We start from the raw sequence: 20702 nt of genomic DNA, 5'->3' as shown, positions 1-20702 counted from the left end.
CCGTAGGACTTATAAATTAACTAAGTATTTTAGCTAGTCATAAAAGTTATGTATAAAGCCAAGTCAAAAAGGTCCGGTAGACATACCGGGCCTTTTTATGTTCTTCAATGAAATTAAGATGTAAGACATCTGGCGGTTGAAGATCAATTTGGACTATCCATCGGTGGGGGGAGCTGTTGTAGAAGGCGCTTTCAGTTGTTGACTGGTCATATTAGCCTTATTCGGATCAAGGGTGAGGATGGTATGACAGAACATACATCGATCCGTTTTGCCAAGCATTTTGGTTAACTTCCCGCATTCCGGGCAGTCGACTTGTACTGCACTGGTGGAGAGCATACCAGCCCAGAAATAGATGGCCAGACTGGCCATCATGGCAATCAGTCCGATGACGAGTCCAACAGCTGCGAATACCTTGCCTGCATGTCCCCAGAATACAATCCCGGCTGTCCCAAGTATCATTAAGCCCATACCTAGCATGGTCAGCAGTAATCCCCAAGTGCGAAAAGCATTAATTTTTGCTGATTTAAAAATCATGAAAAATGCTCCTATCGTATGAGTAGTATCGGACCTGGAAAAGAAGGAAACTTCAGTCTGGATGTAGAATTACATTATAACTGACTTGGCGCTTATCTGCCATGAATTGTATGGAGGGAATCGTGGAATTAAAGAACCTTGCTTTTTTGTCCGAACAGTCGGAAGAGACGGGGGCAGTTGGGGCTATCGCTTATTCCCACCCGGGAGAGCGATTCCACGGCTCCCTATTTCAAGATTTTGAATTATTAGTACTTGTTGTTCATAACGATGACCAATTGACATCGACAGTAGGACATTACAGATATGGTGATCTTCGTTATCAAATGATCTATGCCAGCCGTCATGATGTACAGAGCAGTGTAATTACCGGTAATCACAATAACCTCACCCAGTGTCTGATTGAAGGTGAGATCATCTGGGAAGCAGACAGCGCATTAAGTGATTTGCGAGAAGAACTCTCTGCTTTTGGTACAGAATTGCGTGAGCAGAAGCTTCTGCACGAATTCACCAGTTTCTTGAGAATGTATGTCGAGGCTAAGCGTCACATCCAGGAAGGTCATGTTGTAGACGCGTACTACAATGTATTAGAGGCTTTGGGGAACTGGGCACGCATTGTGCTGATTGAACAGGGGATATACCCGGATCATGCGGTATGGACACATGTGCAGAATATGGACCGCGCTTTATGGAAGTTATATCAGGAGCTTACCGTAAGCTCGGAGACGCTGGAGCAGCGAGTAGAGCTTGTATTGCTTGCGTGTGAGTTCTCCGTAATGTCCAAAATGAGTGAATGTTCAGAGCTTCTACTTCGTGTGTTAAGAAGTCGCAAGGAGCCGTGGAGCATGAATGAACTTGTTCATCATCCCCAGTTAAGATTTGTTCGAGAGGATCTGCCGTTGGTTCTGCGCAAGTTGGTCTTTCGTTCTATTGTAAAAGAATCAGCAGGATGGCCATCAATCGGAGGAGAGGGCCGGGACATTCGGTATTGGATTGAAGCATAACCTTCTCTAGAAGACTGATACTATATTCATCACATAAGGGAGGGGAAACCTTCCTTTTTTGTTTGTGTAATAATTTATAAAAAAATGTTGACTCTCATTCGCGATATGTGATACATTATATTTCGTTCCTCAAACGAGCTTATCGCCAACAAATGATAAAATCTTTAGAGGGAAAGTGAAGAACTAAAGCTTCAAAAAAAGAAATTAAAAAAAGTTCTTGACGAAAACAAACGAAATGTGTTACATTATTTAAGTCGCCGCCGAAACTTGGTTGAGACAAAATAAGTAAAACAAAACAAGTTTGATCTTTGAAAACTGAACAACGAGTGAGTAAACATTCTGCTTGCAGAATGAGCGCGAAAGTTTGAAACAAGCCTTGGCTTGGATCGACTGGAGCACAAATGAGATTTTTAATCTCGTCAGATTCAAAATGAGCTTATCGCTCTTTTCAAATATTTGAGATGATTTTCATAGCGTTTAACCGCGCTACTGAAATTCATCTTTATTGGAGAGTTTGATCCTGGCTCAGGACGAACGCTGGCGGCATGCCTAATACATGCAAGTCGAGCGGACTTGAAGAGAAGCTTGCTTCTCTGATGGTTAGCGGCGGACGGGTGAGTAACACGTAGGCAACCTGCCCTCAAGTTTGGGACAACTACCGGAAACGGTAGCTAATACCGAATAGTTGTTTTCTTCGCCTGAAGAGAACTGGAAAGACGGAGTAATCTGTCACTTGGGGATGGGCCTGCGGCGCATTAGCTAGTTGGTGAGGTAACGGCTCACCAAGGCGACGATGCGTAGCCGACCTGAGAGGGTGATCGGCCACACTGGGACTGAGACACGGCCCAGACTCCTACGGGAGGCAGCAGTAGGGAATCTTCCGCAATGGGCGAAAGCCTGACGGAGCAATGCCGCGTGAGTGATGAAGGTTTTCGGATCGTAAAGCTCTGTTGCCAGGGAAGAACGCTTGGGAGAGTAACTGCTCTCAAGGTGACGGTACCTGAGAAGAAAGCCCCGGCTAACTACGTGCCAGCAGCCGCGGTAATACGTAGGGGGCAAGCGTTGTCCGGAATTATTGGGCGTAAAGCGCGCGCAGGCGGTCATTTAAGTCTGGTGTTTAATCCCGGGGCTCAACCCCGGATCGCACTGGAAACTGGGTGACTTGAGTGCAGAAGAGGAGAGTGGAATTCCACGTGTAGCGGTGAAATGCGTAGATATGTGGAGGAACACCAGTGGCGAAGGCGACTCTCTGGGCTGTAACTGACGCTGAGGCGCGAAAGCGTGGGGAGCAAACAGGATTAGATACCCTGGTAGTCCACGCCGTAAACGATGAGTGCTAGGTGTTAGGGGTTTCGATACCCTTGGTGCCGAAGTTAACACATTAAGCACTCCGCCTGGGGAGTACGGTCGCAAGACTGAAACTCAAAGGAATTGACGGGGACCCGCACAAGCAGTGGAGTATGTGGTTTAATTCGAAGCAACGCGAAGAACCTTACCAGGTCTTGACATCCCTCTGATCGGTACAGAGATGTACCTTTCCTTCGGGACAGAGGAGACAGGTGGTGCATGGTTGTCGTCAGCTCGTGTCGTGAGATGTTGGGTTAAGTCCCGCAACGAGCGCAACCCTTATATTTAGTTGCCAGCACTTCGGGTGGGCACTCTAGATAGACTGCCGGTGACAAACCGGAGGAAGGTGGGGATGACGTCAAATCATCATGCCCCTTATGACCTGGGCTACACACGTACTACAATGGCCGGTACAACGGGCTGCGAAATCGCGAGATGGAGCCAATCCCAACAAAGCCGGTCTCAGTTCGGATTGCAGGCTGCAACTCGCCTGCATGAAGTCGGAATTGCTAGTAATCGCGGATCAGCATGCCGCGGTGAATACGTTCCCGGGTCTTGTACACACCGCCCGTCACACCACGAGAGTTTATAACACCCGAAGTCGGTGGGGTAACCGCAAGGAGCCAGCCGCCGAAGGTGGGATAGATGATTGGGGTGAAGTCGTAACAAGGTAGCCGTATCGGAAGGTGCGGCTGGATCACCTCCTTTCTATGGAGAATCGTTTCCCGCGTGGAAACATTCAAATATAAGTCTTCAGGAAGCATGCTTCCGAAGCGAGCTTTACTTTGTAAAGCTTTTAACTCACTCGTTGCTCAGTTTTGAGAGCTCAAACTCTCAAACAGCTTGCTTTTGCATGGAGCTTGTTCTTTGAAAACTAGATATCGAAACGAAAGTAAATGCGAATTAGAACATTCCTTTTTAGCTGAACTTGTGTTAAAACAAGTTTCAATAAAAACGGTAGTTAATTGCTTTTGCGATGGTATTGAATGGGAGTGACTTTTGGCTTTGCGCAAGCAAAACAAGGGAAGCGAGCAGTCAAAACCGGAGCAATATGGTTAAGCTACTAAGAGCACATGGAGGATGCCTAGGCGCTAGGAGCCGATGAAGGACGTGGCGAACAACGAAACTGCCTCGGGGAGCTGTAAGCAAGCTTTGATCCGGGGGTGTCCGAATGGGGAAACCCAGCTGGGGTAATTTCCAGTTACTCACAACTGAATACATAGGTTGTGCAGAGGCATACCAGGGGAACTGAAACATCTAAGTACCCTGAGGAAGAGAAAACAATAGTGATTCCGTCAGTAGCGGCGAGCGAACGCGGAGAAGCCCAAACCAGAGAGCTTGCTCTTTGGGGTTGTGGGACGTCTCACATGGAGTTACAAAGGAACCGGTTAAGCGAAGAGGTCTGGAAAGGCCCGCCAAAGAAGGTAAAAGCCCTGTAGTTGAAAGTCTGTTCCCTCCGAGACGGATCCCGAGTAGTGCGGGGCACGTGAAACCCCGTATGAATCCGGCAGGACCATCTGCCAAGGCTAAATACTTCCTAGCGACCGATAGTGAAGCAGTACCGTGAGGGAAAGGTGAAAAGCACCCCGGAAGGGGAGTGAAATAGAACCTGAAACCGTGTGCTTACAAAAAGTCAGAGCCCGTTTTAGGGGTGATGGCGTGCCTTTTGTAGAATGAACCGGCGAGTTACGTTCCCGTGCAAGGTTAAGGTAAAGAGCCGGAGCCGCAGCGAAAGCGAGTCTGAATAGGGCGACATAGTACGTGGACGTAGACCCGAAACCGGGTGATCTACCCCTGTCCAGGGTGAAGGTGCGGTAACACGCACTGGAGGCCCGAACCCACGCATGTTGAAAAATGCGGGGATGAGGTGGGGGTAGCGGAGAAATTCCAATCGAACTCGGAGATAGCTGGTTCTCCCCGAAATAGCTTTAGGGCTAGCCTCGGAAAACAGAGTCGTGGAGGTAGAGCACTGATTGGGTGCGGGGCCCGCAAGGGTTACCAAGCTCAGTCAAACTCCGAATGCCATAGACTTACTTCCGGGAGTCAGACAGTGAGTGCTAAGATCCATTGTCAAAAGGGAAACAGCCCAGACCATCAGCTAAGGTCCCCAAGTGTGTGTTAAGTGGGAAAGGATGTGGAGTTGCACAGACAACCAGGATGTTGGCTTAGAAGCAGCCATCATTTAAAGAGTGCGTAATAGCTCACTGGTCGAGTGACTCTGCGCCGAAAATGTAACGGGGCTAAACACACCACCGAAGCTATGGCTTGATGCTTTGCATCAGGGGTAGGGGAGCGTTGTATAAGGGTTGAAGGTGTACCGTAAGGAGCGCTGGACATTATACAAGTGAGAATGCCGGTATGAGTAACGAAAAGATCAGTGAGAATCTGATCCGCCGAAAGCCTAAGGGTTCCTGAGGAAGGCTCGTCCGCTCAGGGTAAGTCGGGACCTAAGGCGAGGCCGAAAGGCGTAGTCGAAGGACAACAGGTCGAAATTCCTGTACCACCGTAAGCCGTTATGAGCAATGGGGGGACGCAGTAGGGTAGTGACGCGGACTGATGGATGTCCGTCTAAGCAGTAAGGCTGATGTGTAGGCAAATCCGCACATTGTAAGGCTGAGCTGTGATGGGGAGTGAAAATTACAGTAGCGAAGGTCATGATCTCACACTGCCAAGAAAAGCCTCTAGCCAGGTGATGGTGCCCGTACCGCAAACCGACACAGGTAGGCGAGAAGAGTATTCTAAGGCGCGCGGAAGAACTCTCGTTAAGGAACTCGGCAAAATGACCCCGTAACTTCGGGAGAAGGGGTGCCCCGGTAGTGTGAATAGCACGAGGGGGCCGCAGTGAAAAGGCCCAAGCGACTGTTTAGCAAAAACACAGGTCTGTGCGAAGCCGTAAGGCGAAGTATACGGGCTGACGCCTGCCCGGTGCTGGAAGGTTAAGGGGAGTGGTTAGGGAGTAATCCCGAAGCTGTGAACCGAAGCCCCAGTAAACGGCGGCCGTAACTATAACGGTCCTAAGGTAGCGAAATTCCTTGTCAGGTAAATTCTGACCCGCACGAATGGCGTAACGACTTGGGCGCTGTCTCAACGAGAGATCCGGTGAAATTTTAATACCTGTGAAGATGCAGGTTACCCGCGACAAGACGGAAAGACCCCATGGAGCTTTACTGCAGCTTGATATTGAATTTGGGTACGATCTGTACAGGATAGGTGGGAGCCTTTGAAGTGTGAGCGCCAGCTTGCATGGAGGCAACGTTGGGATACCACCCTGATCGTATCTAGGTTCTAACCTGGTACCGTAATCCGGTGCGGGGACAGTGTCAGGTGGGCAGTTTGACTGGGGCGGTCGCCTCCTAAAGAGTAACGGAGGCGCCCAAAGGTTCCCTCAGAATGGTTGGAAATCATTCGAAGAGTGCAAAGGCATAAGGGAGCTTGACTGCGAGACCTACAAGTCGAGCAGGGACGAAAGTCGGGCTTAGTGATCCGGTGGTACCGCATGGAAGGGCCATCGCTCAACGGATAAAAGCTACCCTGGGGATAACAGGCTTATCTCCCCCAAGAGTCCACATCGACGGGGAGGTTTGGCACCTCGATGTCGGCTCATCGCATCCTGGGGCTGAAGTAGGTCCCAAGGGTTGGGCTGTTCGCCCATTAAAGCGGTACGCGAGCTGGGTTCAGAACGTCGTGAGACAGTTCGGTCCCTATCTGTCGTGGGCGTAGGAAATTTGAGAGGAGCTGTCCTTAGTACGAGAGGACCGGGATGGACGTACCGCTGGTGTACCAGTTGTTCCGCCAGGAGCACCGCTGGGTAGCTATGTACGGAAGGGATAAACGCTGAAAGCATCTAAGCGTGAAGCCCCCCTCAAGATGAGATTTCCCAGTATGTAAGACCCCTTGAAGACGACGAGGTAGATAGGCTGGGGGTGGAAGTGCAGCAATGCATGGAGCTGACCAGTACTAATCGGTCGAGGGCTTATCCAATTGCAAGTGATAATTCGCATGTTTCGTTTCGAATCTAGTTTTCAGAGAACGATCTCTGAAGCATATTCCCTGATAGCTCAGTTGGTAGAGCACTCGACTGTTAATCGAGTTGTCACAGGTTCGAGCCCTGTTCGGGGAGCCATATGGAGAGGTGTCCGAGCTGGCCGAAGGAGCACGATTGGAAATCGTGTAGGCGTCACAAGCGTCTCGAGGGTTCGAATCCCTCTCTCTCCGCCATAATATTAAGGCCCGTTGGTCAAGGGGTTAAGACACCTCCCTTTCACGGAGGTAACAGGGGTTCGAATCCCCTACGGGTCATATTAACTTCAAAAATAGAAGTTGATTTTTACAATAAGATTATGGTAAGATCATAAATGTGTTGTTCGGAGGCTTAGCTCAGCTGGGAGAGCATCTGCCTTACAAGCAGAGGGTCGGGGGTTCGATCCCCTCAGCCTCCACCATATAACTTATTTTTATAACGACGCGGGGTGGAGCAGCCCGGTAGCTCGTCGGGCTCATAACCCGAAGGCCGCAGGTTCAAATCCTGCCCCCGCAATTATACTTTCCTTTGAGAAAGTGATCTGGAACCGTGGTGTAGTTGGCCTAACATGCCTGCCTGTCACGCAGGAGATCGCGGGTTCGAATCCCGTCGGTTCCGCCATTTAATCTTTACATGAGGCAAACTGTTCACTACATCTGCTGTATGGCACTGATGCCCTATATAAAGTGTTAGGAAATGAGATTAGACTTTATTATGGCTCGGTAGCTCAGTCGGTAGAGCAGAGGACTGAAAATCCTCGTGTCGGCGGTTCGATTCCGTCCCGAGCCACCATTTATAAAACAATTTAATATGCCGGTGTAGCTCAACTGGTAGAGCAACTGACTTGTAATCAGTAGGTTGGGGGTTCAAGTCCTCTCGCCGGCACCATGTAATCCTGGAGGATTAGCGAAGTGGCCAAACGCATCAGACTGTAAATCTGCTCCCGTACGGGTTCGGTGGTTCGAATCCATCATCCTCCACCAGTTTTAGGGGCATAGTTTAAAGGTAGAACAACGGTCTCCAAAACCGTTGGTGTGGGTTCAATTCCTGCTGCCCCTGCCAATTAACTTTTTAGAAAATTAACTTTTTGTGGCGATCGTGGCGAAGTGGTTAACGCACCGGTTTGTGGATCCGGCATTCGGGGGTTCAATTCCCCTCGATCGCCCCTTTGTTTTTTCATTTTTTATTGGGGATTAGCCAAGCGGTAAGGCAACGGACTTTGACTCCGTCATGCATAGGTTCAAATCCTATATCCCCAGCCATTATGCGGACGTGGCTCAGCGGTAGAGCATCGCCTTGCCAAGGCGAGGGTCGCGGGTTCGATTCCCGTCGTCCGCTCCAAAATATGGCGCCATAGCCAAGTGGTAAGGCACAGCTCTGCAAAAGCTTTATCCCCAGTTCGAATCTGGGTGGCGCCTCCAGTATATGCCGGCGTGGCGGAATGGCAGACGCGCTCGACTCAAAATCGAGTGGGAAACCGTGGAGGTTCGAGTCCTCTCGCCGGTATATTGAATAGCCCTGCAAATTGCTTATGCAATCTGCGGGGCTATTTTTATTTTATATGAAGTGATTGTTTTATAGTAAGGAAAGTTGGACGTTAATAAAGATTGACGTATGATTATATTCAGTATATTGTAGATAAGTGAAGTCTTTAATATGAAGGAGTGAAATAAAGTGACTACTAAAAAAATTATACCGGACACTGACCTGTTATTTAACCTTTTTGTATGGGAAGAGGCTTGGAAGAATCGTCCGAGAAGTTCAAAATATAAGAAGAAAAGTGCACCATTTAATACAGAAGAAGCGTTTGAGCGGTGGGCCAGAGATTATCATGCACAATCATTTACGGTAGAAGGAATACAGCGGTCTGAGCGCATTATGGGCTGGATTGAAAACCAGGGAGTAGAGTTCGCGGGCTTGTCCATTCTAGACATTGGAGCGGCCTCAGGCATATTTACCATTCCTTTTGCTGAAAGGGGAGCAAGTGTAACCGCTGTTGAGCCTTCTGAGTTGCTTGTCTCGCTCATGAAAGAAACAATACCCTCAGAGCTGGAATCTAATATTGAAATCGTGAAAGAGCGATTTGAGGAAATCTCCATTCAGGATAAAGGCTGGGAGAAGAAATATGATTTTGTATTTGCTTCCATGTGTCCGGCTATGTCGGATTGGGAAACGATTGAGATGGCGATTAACTGTGCTCGTAAGTATGTGTATATAAGCACTATAGCGGGACAGAAGGAACACACACTAATGGATGAACTTAAGGATGTACTTGGGATCAGTTCTTCATACAAGGCTGGTGATATGGGATATATCCAACAGTTGCTGTATTTGAAGGGTTATTCATACACGATGATCATTACAAGAGAAGTTAACTCATTTGAAGTACCGGTGGAAGAGATTATTGAGAAGCTGCCAGAATGGCTTAATACGTATGAGTTACCAACAGATGAGGATTCCCTCAGACTGGCTGAGAAGTACATCCGCGATACATATAAGGATAGTACGGTGACCTTCTCACGTGGAGCAAGGTTTGGTAAAATTCTGATCCAACTTGAACAAACCAATATGAAAACAGTCCGTACCAAGGATAAACGACAAATCGTATAAGCTTGGTATGTGTTATGAGGAACAGGAATCGAGACGCACAACGTATATTCTAACGTCTAGGATGACGCTAGGAAGCATCAGATCGCTGCGCAAAAAGGGAACGTATGAAACATATGAAGTTAAGATATAGAAGCGAAGTTGTAAGTGAAGGGAGCAGGGATATGTGCTCCCTCTTTTTTTTGAAGCCAATAATTAATCGACCGCTTTGAACCAGGCCCTCGTTTATTTGGAGATGTTCGAGACAACGAAAAAACAAAACACATATCTAGTTTTCAGAGAATGATCTCTAAAGGATATCCCTGATAGCTGAGTTGGTAGAGCACTCGACTATTAATCGAGTTGTCGCAGGTTCGATCCCTGTTCGGGGAGCCATATGCAGAGGTGTCCGAGCTGGCCGAAGGAGCACGATTTTAAATCGTGCTCCTTTTCTAATTGTTGTTCGACACTTCTGCTTTTTGTTTCCGCTCCCGATACTGACCGGGAGTGATTCCTTCCCATTTACGAAATGATCGGATAAAGTTTTGCGGATTGTTGTAACGAAGCCGTGCTGCGATATCTTTAACCGTTAGATCACTTTCGTCCAGCCATTTTTTAGCGATGTTAAATCGGTACTTGGTCAGGTATTCACTAAATGCACAGCCGGTCTCTTTGCGAAAAACGCTACTTAAGTAGTTGGCATTATAGTGAAGCTTCACAGCACATTCCTCAAGCGTCAGATCCTTATCGTAATCTTGATGAATCAGAGCAATCATCTTCTCTGATATATGCTGGTACTGGGCATACTGTCTCCCTTTAAAAACCTGGATGATGGGCAAGATGACTTGATGGTTAAACCACTCCTCAACTTCAGCGCCGTACTGCAAACCATGAAGTTCATGAAACATCGATCCATTGCCTTGAGAGATCTGTCCGAGTCGTATACCGGATTCCTGAGTCATTTGCAAAATATGCGTCAGCAGCCTCGTAAAGGCCACCTGATATTCCTCTGGCGTACACTCCATACCAAAGATTACTTCCAGGACCTGATGCAGAAGAGCAGAGGCATGAACTTCATCCGCACTTTGAATAGCTTGGATCAACGAGTATTCCAATGATTCCGGGTAGGTCATGGACCAAGCTGGCGCATAATGATCTATGTTCTCATATTGAAAGATAATACCTGTCCCCAGCTTCATTCGATGCTTCAAAGCCTCCATAGCTTCTGTGTAAGCCTGAGGGATGTGGTATAGGGAGCTATGCGGCTGGCTGAAGCCTATACTGACCTGAAGAGCCAGAATCCCATCAATCTGTTGTTGTAACTGGTCTGTTAATACATATAGCTGCTGTGAAAAAGCAAATTGATCCTGTTCAACGGTGCCAATCACCGTGACAACCGTATGTTCCAGCACGATAGGAAGCAGTTGTTGGTTATGCACAACCGTTTCCTCCAATATATTTTGAACAGCGAATAACAGGAGGTCACGATCATTGGCATTGTATTTTCTGTGATTAACGAGATCGGCCTGTAGTGCAATAACAGCAATTTGTTGCCATTCCCGAACCTGACGTGTGTAGCCATATTCATTCAGGGTGTCATATAGAGTGTGAACAGGGCTCTTGCCCTGGAAGAGATTCATCATAAAATGAGTGCGAATCTGCAACAGATGCATATTTAGTGTGTTCTCCAGTTGGGAGCGAGATGCAGATAATTGTGAGACACCTGCTCGAATCTGTTCGAACTCATCAGACAGCTCTGGTGATTGCTGAGTCATAGTGCCGCCATCTTTGGACAGGTGGTTGTCACCAAGTTGGGTTAAAAGTTTACGAATTGGAATATGCATTCGTTTGGAGCCGAGCCATGCGAGCAATAATGAAAGCAAAAGCAAGAAGATACTGATATACAAGGTGTGTAATCCGATATCGATATATTCCTGTGTCAGAATGTTGGTGGGTGAGATTAGAACATAAGTCCATCCTTTTAAGGTAGAAGGGCTGTACGTCAGAGAATAGTGTGTATCGGCGATCTTGACTTCTCGTTCTTCAAAGCCTGTTGAAAATGTGATGGGAGATAGTCTAATTATGCTGGCTTCCGTCTCACGATCTTGTAATCCAACTGCAGACAGCGGTTGTCCAATATATACGGGATCGGGATGTACCATGATACGTTGTTCCCGATTTAAAATGATCAGTCCTGAGGCAGCATTGCCCATGGAGGCTTCACCTAGCGTATTTTGTAAAGAGCATGCAGGAATTCCGGCAATTAAGGCTACATCGGAAGACGCATTCAGATTCGGAATAGATCTCGCAAGGGCAATATGATAGATACAGCCTGTACCGGGCGAACGCTCATCATTACTGAACACCGATGAAGGGGAGAGCTGCCATCCGGAGGTTAGCGTATCCGATATCAAATCCTTCATGGGAAGTGCCAGTGGGAAATCCGTATTACGATATAATCCGGCATGGTCAATAAGCCAATTCTGGGATTGATTCACCAATGTGATATCCAGCAAAGGTTCCCACGACCTCATATTCTGAAACTCGCTCTGCAGCTTATCGGCAAGTAATGGTCCTTTCCTTTGAAGTGAAGAAGCAGACAGGGAACGGAGGGTTACTGGAGATCGAACGGCCTGATCAAGCATATAACTGACTGTAGCGAGTTTGTGTTCTACGTTGGATTGCATTTGTTCCAGCAACTGCCTGTTAGCTTGTGTACGATGTAATTCAGTTTGGTTCGATGAATAGATAAACGCGGCAATTCCCGTTAACAAAATGGGCAGGGTGCTTAGCAGGATTCCGAAGATGATCATTTTATGGAGATAGCTGATTGGTCGCACAGTTTCAGTTCAACCCCTGACATTAGAAATAGTAACACTCTCTATTTTAGTAAACGCTTACATATAGAACAATCTAAATTTTGTTTATTTGGATAAATAAGTAATTTTATTTTGAGGCAAAAGAGATTGGCACGGGATGGAAACGAAAGTGAAGGGTGAACGTAAATAGAGATATGGACATCATTCTATCTACCGGACGATATCGGGTGAAGTAGAGCCTGAACACGGGGAATAGAAGGTAACTGGAAGCTATTCAGCTTAGGTGGAACGATGGTCTTATACCGGGACAGTCCAAGGTCCAACTAGATCCCCGACCTGAGTCTAGGATGAAAAACCGTCCACGGTCTGTTTTGAAAAGTCTCAGAATCCCCTAGAATAAGGACATAAGGTTAAACAAGAAACATGGAAACAAAAAAACAAGAAACAAACGAACAAATGACTTAACCAATTAAAATGAACGAACGGAAAGGGCGGTGAACAACAATTATGAGATTGAATAAGGGAAATGGCTGGGCGATTGTACTGATTGCACTGGGTGCACTACTCCTCTTCGGAAAGTTAACTCCTCTTCTTGGACACTTAATGGGTTATCTGATTCCGGTCCTGATGATTGCACTGGGATATTACGGAGTTAAACGAGGGAATGTGATGCTTGGCTGGATTGTTCTCATCATCGGTATCATCTCACTGATGGGTAAGCTGGCATGGCTGATCGGACCGATCATCGCGATCGGGTTAATCATCTTTGGTATCTCAATGCTAAGCAATAACCGCAGTCGTCGTGGTCGTTACTAAGCTTTCAGGATTATGAAAAGGAGGGAAAGAACATAATGAGTGTATTTCGTCGAATGCGGGATATTACCGTAGCCAATCTGAACGAACATTTGGAGCAAAGTCAGGATCCAGTCAAACTGATTGATCAGTTCCTGGTCTCGACCCGCCAAGACATCGGTGAAGCCGAGAAACTTCGTCATCAATATGCAAGCCATACCAGACAAATGAAACAACAAGCCGATCAGGCAGCAGGTATGGTGAACAAACGGGAAGAACAGGCTTCCATGGCTCTGAAAGCAGGGGAAGAGCATCTCGCTAAGTTGGCCTTGCAGGAGAAAATCCTCCATGAGGAAAAAATGGAACAGTACAATGAATTGTATGCACAAAGCTATGCAGCATTACAGGAGCTGGATGAACAGATCGACCAGCTGAAGGTTGAATATCAGAATGTATACAGCAAACGCCAATATTACTACGCTCGTATGCAGACGATTCAGTTACAACAACGTATGAACCAGAGAGGGAATCACAACGGTCAGAATGTACCCCGTATGTTTAACCGATTGGATGACCAAGTCTCTGATCTCGAATATGAAGCACAAAGTCTCCGGGATATCCGGCGGATGAGCCAAGACGGTTCAGGAGCGACTGGCAGCATGTCATCCTCTACGCTGGATAAGGAACTGGAGCGCTTAAAACAGAAGTTGAACAATGACAGGAAGGAGTAGTCACATGAGTAAATTATACCGCTCGGCGCGTAATCGAATGCTAACAGGTTTGATTGGCGGCATTTCTGAAAATCTCGGATTGAGCACCACGCTGCTACGTATCATCTTCTTCATCAGTATTTTCGCTACGGGAGGTACATCATTGTTGATCTACTTCATCGCTGCATTGGTCGTACCGAAGGAATCCAATCACGTTGATCCATATGCTTATGGTCCCAACGCAAGAGGATATAAGTAAACGAAAGGAGAAAGCACATGAGCAAATTATACCGCTCAACGCGTGACCGGATGCTAACCGGCTTGTGCGGCGGAATTTCCGAAACTATCGGGATGGATTCTACCCTGCTGCGGATTATCTTCGTCATCAGTATCTTCGTAACTGGCGGCACGTCGTTGTTAATATACTTCATTGCAGCACTGGTGGTACCAAAAGAACCGTATCCGCCTTATGATCCATATGGCTACGGCCCAGGCCCTGGCCCTGGCAGAGGATACAACAACTATGATCATCAGGCGCCAAGAGGTCCTTTTCAAAATAACCAAAACCAACAAGGTCCTGGCAACTTCGGTCCTGGCCCAGGATACAACAGCAGACCCCAATCTGGTCCGCGCTCTTATGATAACAACGCCTACGGAGCAGGAGCACCGCAAGAAAGTGAACTTGATTCCATGATGAAAGATATTGAGAAAAAAGCATTGAAAAAAGAAGTTGAAGAGCTTCGCCAAAAATTATCTCGTTACGAGAAGGGAGAAAAGTAAAATGGGAGTATTTAAACGGATTAAGGATATGACGAAAGCATCGGTAAATGATATGTTGGATAAGGTAGAAGACCCGATTGTAATGTTGAACCAGTACTTGCGTGATATGGAGGCTGAGATTCATGAGGCTGAGGTAACTGTTGCCAAACAAATGGCAAATGAGCGCCGCATGAAACAACGTTTGGATGAAGCGGAGCGTACTTCGGTACAACGTGAGTCCCAAGCAGAAGCTGCTCTGTCTAACGGTCAGGAAGAAGTAGCACGCAAATTGCTGGAAGAGAAAATCTACTTTGATCAAAAAATTACGGAGTACAGTGAACTGCATGCACAGTCTGAAGCACAAGCAAAAGATCTGTTGCAACAGTTGCATGATATGAAAGATGAGTTCTACAAAATGCGTAACAAACGTAATGAACTCGTATCCCGTGCACAAATGGCAAAAGCCAAAAAACAAATGTCTTCCATTAACAGCTTGCATTCGATCGAAAGTGGCGGAGCATCACTAGGATTCCACCGCATGGAAGAGAAAATCATGCAACTGGAAGCTGAAGCTGACGTAGCTCGTGCACCATATCGCAACACATCATCCACGTACACGAATCCTGTAGATGTGGAAAAGCAATTCAAAGTGGATCAGCAATTGCAGGCCCTCAAAAACAAAATGGGCAATGGTTCCAAGAATGAAGCGAACGGAACTTCAAAAGAATAACTGTTCGCTCGGTGGACAATATGATATTCTATAAATCGTGTATAATGTACGGTTGGTAGAACAAAAGTTAAGCCATACAGGACTTCATTGCCTGGTATGGCTTTTCCGTTGAATGAAGAGAGATTAACATACAGAGGAGGTGCGGCAGGGATGAATAACAAGAGTAAATGGCTTGCAGTTGTCATTATTATTATCGGCACTTTCATGTTATTGAATCAGAATATTAACTTGCTGACCGCTGCCGCACTGATTCTCTTAACCATTGGAATGCTGCAAGTCCGCAAAGGGGATACCCACAAAGGTTATCGGTATCTTGGCATTGGTGCGGCACTGTTACTACTGGATAATTTGATGATTGTATTCTTAATTGTACTGGCTTCCTTAGCTTACTTTTATTCCAAAAACAAAAAGATTTATCTGGACGATGGCGTTATGAAGAAACATAATTTCATGGCTAGGTATTACTGGGATCAACCATCCTGGACGTTACGCAGTATGAGCCTATGGCATGCCATGGGTGAGGTTAATGCAGATCTGTCTCTTTCGATTCCGGAGGAGAAACAAACGATTGTGCTGCTGCAAGGGGTTATGGGGAATGTTCGCCTGACGCTGCCGGAAGATTATGGTGTAGAGATTGAAGCATCGGTCCTTTTCGGCCGAATTAATCTTCTTGGAGAACAAGATAGCGGCATGATGAACAAATTAGTATGGAGAACTCCTGGATATGAGTCCAGTGAACATAAAGCAAAATTTGTCATTTCGTATATTGTTGGCGACCTAAGCATTAGTAATCCGTAGTAAAATAGATGAAGAGAAGGAGGAGACCCCGATGAAGACAAAACGACATACCGACATGGTAACCCGAAGTATGGGTGAAGGGATCCTCCTGGTTTTCATTGTGCTCGCTGTTATTTTGTATGTATTGTATACATATGGTTATCTTGCTCCATTTGCAGGCTGGCGGCATCTGATTCAATCGGGTCTGGCTCTATTGCTGCTCCTGATTGCGATCGGTGCGGTCTTTGGTTTCTATCAGAGTTACCGGGTCAAACGCCGGTTGGAGCTGCTGCGGGAAACGCTCCTGCAGTGGGAGAAGGGTTCACTGTCTCGTACTGTACCTGATCTGGGCGTAGATGATGTGGGTCGCTTAAGTGAGCAACTCGGACGAATCGGCAAAAAGTGGGAAGATCAAGTATCCTCGCTCCAGCGATTGTCTACTCATAATGCACAGCTTGCGGAACAAGCCAGAATTACAGCCATTGTGGAAGAGCGGCAGCGTTTGGCACGGGAACTGCATGATGCGGTATCTCAGCAATTGTTTGCGATATCCATGACAGCAACGGCCGTAGGACGAAAGATGGAGAAGGATTTTGAACGTGCTCAGCGGCAGGTGGCCCTGATTGAGGAGATGGCTTCGGTAGCTCAGTCCGAGATGCGTGCGTTATTGTTACATCTGCGGCCAGTCTACCTGGAGGGCAAACATCTCGAACAAGGTCTCCGTGATCTGGTGATGGAACTGAAAACGAAAGTACCCATGGACATTGTGCTTGAAATGGATGAAGACATCGATTTGATTAAAGGCATTGAGAATCATCTGTTCCGGATCGTTCAGGAGGCTATGTCTAATACATTACGGCATGCGAAAGCGGAAAAAATGGAGATACGGATCCAGCGCCGAACAGATGCGATACGGGTACTGATTCGTGATGATGGGCAAGGCTTTGATCTGGATGAGAATAAACAAGCTTCCTACGGTCTGGCTAACATGCGTGAACGTGTTACGGAGATTGGCGGAGCCATACAATTTGTAACAGCGCCTGGTAAGGGAACGCGAATTGAGATTACGATACCTTTGATGAGTGATGAAAGCGAGGAAGAACATGTCAGTGGAACCGGAAGTCGAAACGGAGACGGAAACGTCGATCAAAGTATTGCTCGTGGATGATCATGAGATGGTGCGTATTGGTCTTGCAGCGGTATTAGATACCGAAGATGGAATTGAGGTTGTTGGTGAAGCAGGTAGTGGAGAGGAAGGCATTCGGCTTGCACAGGAATATAAGCCTGATGTTGTTCTGATGGACCTGGTCATGGAAGGAATGGATGGCATTGAGGCTACCCGTCAGGTGCTCAAAATGTATCCGGAGTGCAAAGTCATCGTATTGACCAGTTATCTGGATGATGAAAAAATGTATCCTGTCATTGAAGCAGGCGCATTCAGTTATCTGTTAAAAACATCAAGAGCCAATGAAGTGGCAGATGCGATTCGCGCAGCAGCTCGCGGTCAATCCGTTCTGGAGTCACAGGTGGCTTCCAAAATGATGAATCGATTCCGGCAGCCACAGGCAGCAGCTCCTTTGCATGATGAATTGACGGATCGAGAAATGGATGTGCTCCGGTTGCTGGCTAAAGGCAAGTCGAATCAGGACATCGCTGATGATCTGATCATCGGTATCAAGACAGTCAAATTCCATGTCACGAATCTACTGGCAAAATTGGGCGTAGACGACCGCACACAGGCTGCGATCTATGCTTATAAAAACGGACTTGCAGAGTAAGAAGAATCATATGCAATATCATAATTAAGCCAAAGAACCGTGCTTTCATGTGCGGAGGTAATAGATGAGAACATATATAAAAGTATGAATGGAAAGCCCTGCTCTGCCATGAATGTGGCGGGTGGGGCTTTTTTTTGATGTGTTCAGAAGAAGTATAGCTAATGCGGGAAAGGGGCATGCTGTTGATAGATTCATAGAAGTAAGAAGCGGGGGATTCGAATGTTAAATCGTTGGATGACAGCAGGCATATTGGCAATAGCGATCATTATACTTATCGGTGTAACACAGGTATACGCAGAGAAGAACGAACCCAAAAGAGCCCAACTGGAACAGTTAATCTATACTGCTGACAGTGTAATTGATCATGTAGATCGCCTGGTGATTAAATGGCAAGGAGAAGGCAAGGGAGATGCACAAGCGCAGGCCGTATCACTGGCTAGTCAATTGGGACTTGAACCACCAATGAAGGTACGTCAGACGGGCCACGATGTGTATCGCAGTGAGCTGGTTGTAGGTGCGGCTAATGGAGGTGCAGGCATGTTGGTCAATGTCGTCGATACAGGAGACAACGGATATTATGCCATCGTGCAGTTATCAGGTGATGCACACACGGATCGGAAGAGATTAGTGGCGTCACATGAGCAGGTGGATCAACTGCTTGTGGACTCAGAGATGAAGGCAAGCTGGAATGTGTCAGTGCAGGGTACGGCAGCTACTGCGGTTGAACGTGATGCGAGTCAGCAGCTGGAACTGATCGAAGAACAGCTGTCCACAAAGATGGATATCACCTCCGTTGAACGTTATACGGATGTAGCCAGTGCCAGTGTCTCTTATGAGGCGGCTGAGCTGCCCTTGTCGATCAAGAGTGGCTCGCACATGTTGAATATGCAACTCGCAGTTCACCATGTTGGTGACGAGGTCGACAATCGAATTACAGTGGGGTTTCCGGTGATTACGATTGAATATTAAGGGATGAATTATACGTAAATTCGGACCCAATATTGAGAATATTTATCAGAAAAATGAGTGAGAAATAGTGCATCCGTTCAGTTGATATGCTAAAATGGCATCACATCCAAGAAGGAACTTGCTGGTAATTGACGGTTGTATGTCGTGCATATATAACACCATTACATAGCTCGGGGAGAGCGTGAAGGTTGTCTTCCCGGAAGAAAGAGGAGCCCATGGTTGAGAAAAAAACGCAAGATGAAGTACTGACACCAGGCGCAGTATTTATCATTTTTGGAGCAACCGGTGATTTGGCCCGCCGGAAGCTGTTTCCGGCCATCTACAGTCTATACCGCGAAGGCAAGCTAGCCGAAAACTTTGCGATTATTGGCGTAGCGCGTCGTCCGAGAACCCCAGAAGAATTCCGGGAGGACATCTATGAATCCATTAAAGAGTTCTCCCGCTATCCAGCGGGGGACCCTGATGAGTGGAACGCTTTCGTCGATCATTTTGAATACAATACTCTGGATATCAATAATGTAGAAGGGTTCAAAGAGCTGCTTAAGCAGACGGAGCATCTGGAAGCGAAATTTAACACGCCGGGTAATCGGCTGTTCTATCTGGCGCTTGCACCTGAGCTGTTTGGCAGTGTCTCGTACAGTTTACGGGACGGCGGTATGCTGGAAAGTCAGGGTTGGAACCGATTAGTGATCGAAAAACCATTTGGTTATGATCTGCAATCCGCTGAACATCTGAATGAGCAGATTCGTGAGGTATTCCGTGAAGAGGAAATCTATCGGATTGACCATTATCTGGGCAAGGAAATGGTGCAAAATATCGAAGTGATCCGCTTCGGGAATGCTTTTTTCGAACCACTCTGGAACAACAAACATATTGCCAACGTTCAGATAACGCTGGGGGAGACGGTAGGCGTGGAAGAACGTGGCGGTTATTATGATCACTCCGGCGCACTGCGTGACATGGGGCAAAATCATATGCTTCAAATGCTGACGATGATTGCAATGGAGCCACCGAGTCGCCTGTTCCCCGAGGATATTCGGGATGAAAAGGTGAAGGTATTACGCTCTCTACGGACGTTCACCTCGGATGAGGAAGTGAGCAACAACGTTGTGCGGGGACAGTATGCCGAAGGGGAGTACCGTGGCAAGCAGCTTCCCGGTTACCGCCAGGAAGACAAGGTTGACCCACAGTCGAATACGGAGACGTATTTTGCCGCACGTGTATTTGTTGATAATTTCCGCTGGGCAGGTGTGCCATTCTACATTCGGACAGGCAAACGTCTGCCGGTGAAAACGACCGAGATCGTAGTCGAGTTCAAGTCGATGCCGAATAACGTGTACCTTGGGAAAAAATATAAGCTTGAACCGAATCTGCTGGTCATTCGGGTGAATCCGATGGAAGGCATATATATCAAAATCAATGCCAAGAAACCGGGCTCGGATTCCGAGATTCAGCCACTCGCGATGGATTTCTGTCAGAGCTGCATGATCGGAATCAACTCGCCTGAAGCGTATGAACGTCTGCTGCTCGATGCAGCAGAAGGGGATTCTACGTACTTTACCCGTTGGGACGAAGTGGCAACGGCCTGGTCTTTCGTAGATCGGATCGCTGCAGCCTGGAGCCAGAATCAGGGAGAGCTTCACACGTATCCGGCTGGAACCTGGGGGCCGGAAGCGACAGATAAACTGCTGGAGCAGGATGGATTCCACTGGTGGCCGGTGAATGGTCAGGATGAGGATCGTGTGATCTGGCAAGTCAACAATTAAGGCTAATCGTTCATAAGATGAAATGATTAAGGGGCTTGGAAAGAGCGCGGATGAAGCGAACTTTCCGGGCTTCTTTTTGATGCGAGAAGCTGGAGGGAATGCGACTGGATAAA

14 protein-coding genes, 16 tRNA genes and 2 rRNA genes are annotated in these 20702 nt (G+C 47.2%); 30 read left to right on the top strand and 2 right to left on the bottom strand.

Annotated elements, in window-relative coordinates; all coding sequences use genetic code 11:
* Positions 1-153: 153 nt before the first annotated feature.
* The gene (locus tag M1D71_RS24735) at positions 154-534 is read right to left on the bottom strand and encodes a DUF2614 family zinc ribbon-containing protein (protein ID WP_458124075.1); all 381 of its coding nucleotides are present in this window, start codon (positions 532-534) and stop codon (positions 154-156) included.
* Positions 535-656: 122 nt separating this feature from the next.
* Between M1D71_RS24735 and M1D71_RS24730 the strand changes: the two genes are divergently transcribed.
* From M1D71_RS24730 to M1D71_RS24635, 20 genes are all read left to right on the top strand, one after another.
* Complete coding sequence (locus M1D71_RS24730; RefSeq protein WP_458124074.1) at positions 657-1535, top strand: nucleotidyltransferase-like protein; 879 nt, start codon at positions 657-659, stop codon at positions 1533-1535.
* Between the two features lie 502 nt (positions 1536-2037).
* Positions 2038-3590: ribosomal RNA gene (locus M1D71_RS24725) — 16S ribosomal RNA — on the top strand.
* Positions 3591-3935: 345 nt separating this feature from the next.
* Positions 3936-6863 (top strand): 23S ribosomal RNA (locus tag M1D71_RS24720).
* Together the 16S and 23S rRNA genes with 15 tRNA genes alongside form the textbook arrangement of a ribosomal RNA operon.
* A 66-nt stretch (positions 6864-6929) precedes the next feature.
* Positions 6930-7005: transfer RNA gene (locus M1D71_RS24715), tRNA-Asn, on the top strand.
* 3 nt (positions 7006-7008) lie between these two features.
* Positions 7009-7100: transfer RNA gene (locus M1D71_RS24710), tRNA-Ser, on the top strand.
* Positions 7101-7109: 9 nt separating this feature from the next.
* Positions 7110-7181: transfer RNA gene (locus M1D71_RS24705), tRNA-Glu, on the top strand.
* A 67-nt stretch (positions 7182-7248) separates the two neighbouring features.
* Positions 7249-7324 (top strand) — tRNA-Val (locus tag M1D71_RS24700).
* A gap of 21 nt (positions 7325-7345) precedes the next feature.
* Positions 7346-7419 (top strand) — tRNA-Met (locus M1D71_RS24695).
* 27 nt (positions 7420-7446) lie between these two features.
* Positions 7447-7524 (top strand) — tRNA-Asp (locus M1D71_RS24690).
* 95 nt (positions 7525-7619) lie between these two features.
* Positions 7620-7695, top strand: a tRNA-Phe gene (locus M1D71_RS24685).
* Positions 7696-7715: 20 nt separating this feature from the next.
* Positions 7716-7791: transfer RNA gene (locus M1D71_RS24680), tRNA-Thr, on the top strand.
* A 9-nt stretch (positions 7792-7800) separates the two neighbouring features.
* Positions 7801-7886 (top strand) — tRNA-Tyr (locus M1D71_RS24675).
* Between the two features lie 5 nt (positions 7887-7891).
* A tRNA-Trp gene (locus tag M1D71_RS24670) sits at positions 7892-7965 on the top strand.
* 30 nt (positions 7966-7995) lie between these two features.
* A tRNA-His gene (locus M1D71_RS24665) sits at positions 7996-8068 on the top strand.
* Between the two features lie 22 nt (positions 8069-8090).
* Positions 8091-8165, top strand: a tRNA-Gln gene (locus M1D71_RS24660).
* Between the two features lie 4 nt (positions 8166-8169).
* Positions 8170-8244: transfer RNA gene (locus M1D71_RS24655), tRNA-Gly, on the top strand.
* A 6-nt stretch (positions 8245-8250) separates the two neighbouring features.
* Positions 8251-8324: transfer RNA gene (locus M1D71_RS24650), tRNA-Cys, on the top strand.
* 6 nt (positions 8325-8330) lie between these two features.
* Positions 8331-8409 (top strand) — tRNA-Leu (locus M1D71_RS24645).
* A gap of 168 nt (positions 8410-8577) precedes the next feature.
* Positions 8578-9513 carry a class I SAM-dependent methyltransferase gene (locus tag M1D71_RS24640; protein ID WP_458124073.1) on the top strand — a complete coding sequence of 312 codons (936 nt, stop codon included), beginning with the start codon at positions 8578-8580 and terminating at the stop codon, positions 9511-9513.
* A 296-nt stretch (positions 9514-9809) separates the two neighbouring features.
* Positions 9810-9885, top strand: a tRNA-Asn gene (locus M1D71_RS24635).
* A 56-nt stretch (positions 9886-9941) separates the two neighbouring features.
* Here M1D71_RS24635 and M1D71_RS24630 read toward each other — a convergent pair.
* A complete protein-coding gene (locus M1D71_RS24630) occupies positions 9942-12329 on the bottom strand; it encodes a helix-turn-helix domain-containing protein (RefSeq protein ID WP_458124072.1) in 2388 nt (795 codons plus the stop codon).
* A gap of 486 nt (positions 12330-12815) precedes the next feature.
* On the opposite strand from M1D71_RS24630, the gene M1D71_RS24625 reads away from it, so the two are divergent.
* From M1D71_RS24625 to zwf, 10 genes are all read left to right on the top strand, one after another.
* Entirely contained in the window at positions 12816-13124 is a 309-nt protein-coding gene (locus M1D71_RS24625) for a LiaF transmembrane domain-containing protein (RefSeq protein WP_017692311.1), read from the top strand.
* A gap of 35 nt (positions 13125-13159) precedes the next feature.
* A complete protein-coding gene (locus M1D71_RS24620; RefSeq protein ID WP_458124071.1) occupies positions 13160-13831 on the top strand; it encodes a PspA/IM30 family protein in 672 nt (223 codons plus the stop codon).
* A gap of 4 nt (positions 13832-13835) precedes the next feature.
* Positions 13836-14069, top strand: a complete 234-nt coding sequence (locus M1D71_RS24615; protein ID WP_458124070.1) for a PspC domain-containing protein — start codon at positions 13836-13838, stop codon at positions 14067-14069.
* A 17-nt stretch (positions 14070-14086) separates the two neighbouring features.
* On the top strand, positions 14087-14590 hold the full coding sequence (locus tag M1D71_RS24610; protein ID WP_145325033.1) for a PspC domain-containing protein: 504 nt from the start codon (positions 14087-14089) through the stop codon (positions 14588-14590).
* Between the two features lies 1 nt (position 14591).
* Entirely contained in the window at positions 14592-15299 is a 708-nt protein-coding gene (locus M1D71_RS24605) for a PspA/IM30 family protein (RefSeq protein ID WP_017692315.1), read from the top strand.
* Between the two features lie 150 nt (positions 15300-15449).
* Complete coding sequence (gene liaF, locus M1D71_RS24600; protein ID WP_458124069.1) at positions 15450-16097, top strand: cell wall-active antibiotics response protein LiaF; 648 nt, start codon at positions 15450-15452, stop codon at positions 16095-16097.
* 31 nt (positions 16098-16128) lie between these two features.
* Positions 16129-17244 carry a sensor histidine kinase gene (locus M1D71_RS24595; RefSeq protein WP_458124068.1) on the top strand — a complete coding sequence of 372 codons (1116 nt, stop codon included), beginning with the start codon at positions 16129-16131 and terminating at the stop codon, positions 17242-17244.
* Positions 17180-17854 carry a response regulator gene (locus M1D71_RS24590; RefSeq protein WP_458124067.1) on the top strand — a complete coding sequence of 225 codons (675 nt, stop codon included), beginning with the start codon at positions 17180-17182 and terminating at the stop codon, positions 17852-17854. Before M1D71_RS24595 ends, M1D71_RS24590 begins: the two co-directional genes overlap by 65 nt.
* A gap of 219 nt (positions 17855-18073) precedes the next feature.
* The gene (locus tag M1D71_RS24585; RefSeq protein WP_458124066.1) at positions 18074-18823 is read left to right on the top strand and encodes a YwmB family TATA-box binding protein; all 750 of its coding nucleotides are present in this window, start codon (positions 18074-18076) and stop codon (positions 18821-18823) included.
* A gap of 215 nt (positions 18824-19038) precedes the next feature.
* Positions 19039-20589 (top strand): glucose-6-phosphate dehydrogenase, encoded by a 1551-nt coding sequence (gene zwf / locus M1D71_RS24580; RefSeq protein ID WP_458124065.1) that lies wholly within the window; start codon positions 19039-19041, stop codon positions 20587-20589.
* Positions 20590-20702 lie beyond the last annotated feature (113 nt).

This window comes from Paenibacillus sp. Z3-2, assembly GCF_054161325.1.
This window is presented reverse-complemented; position numbering and strand designations above follow the sequence as displayed.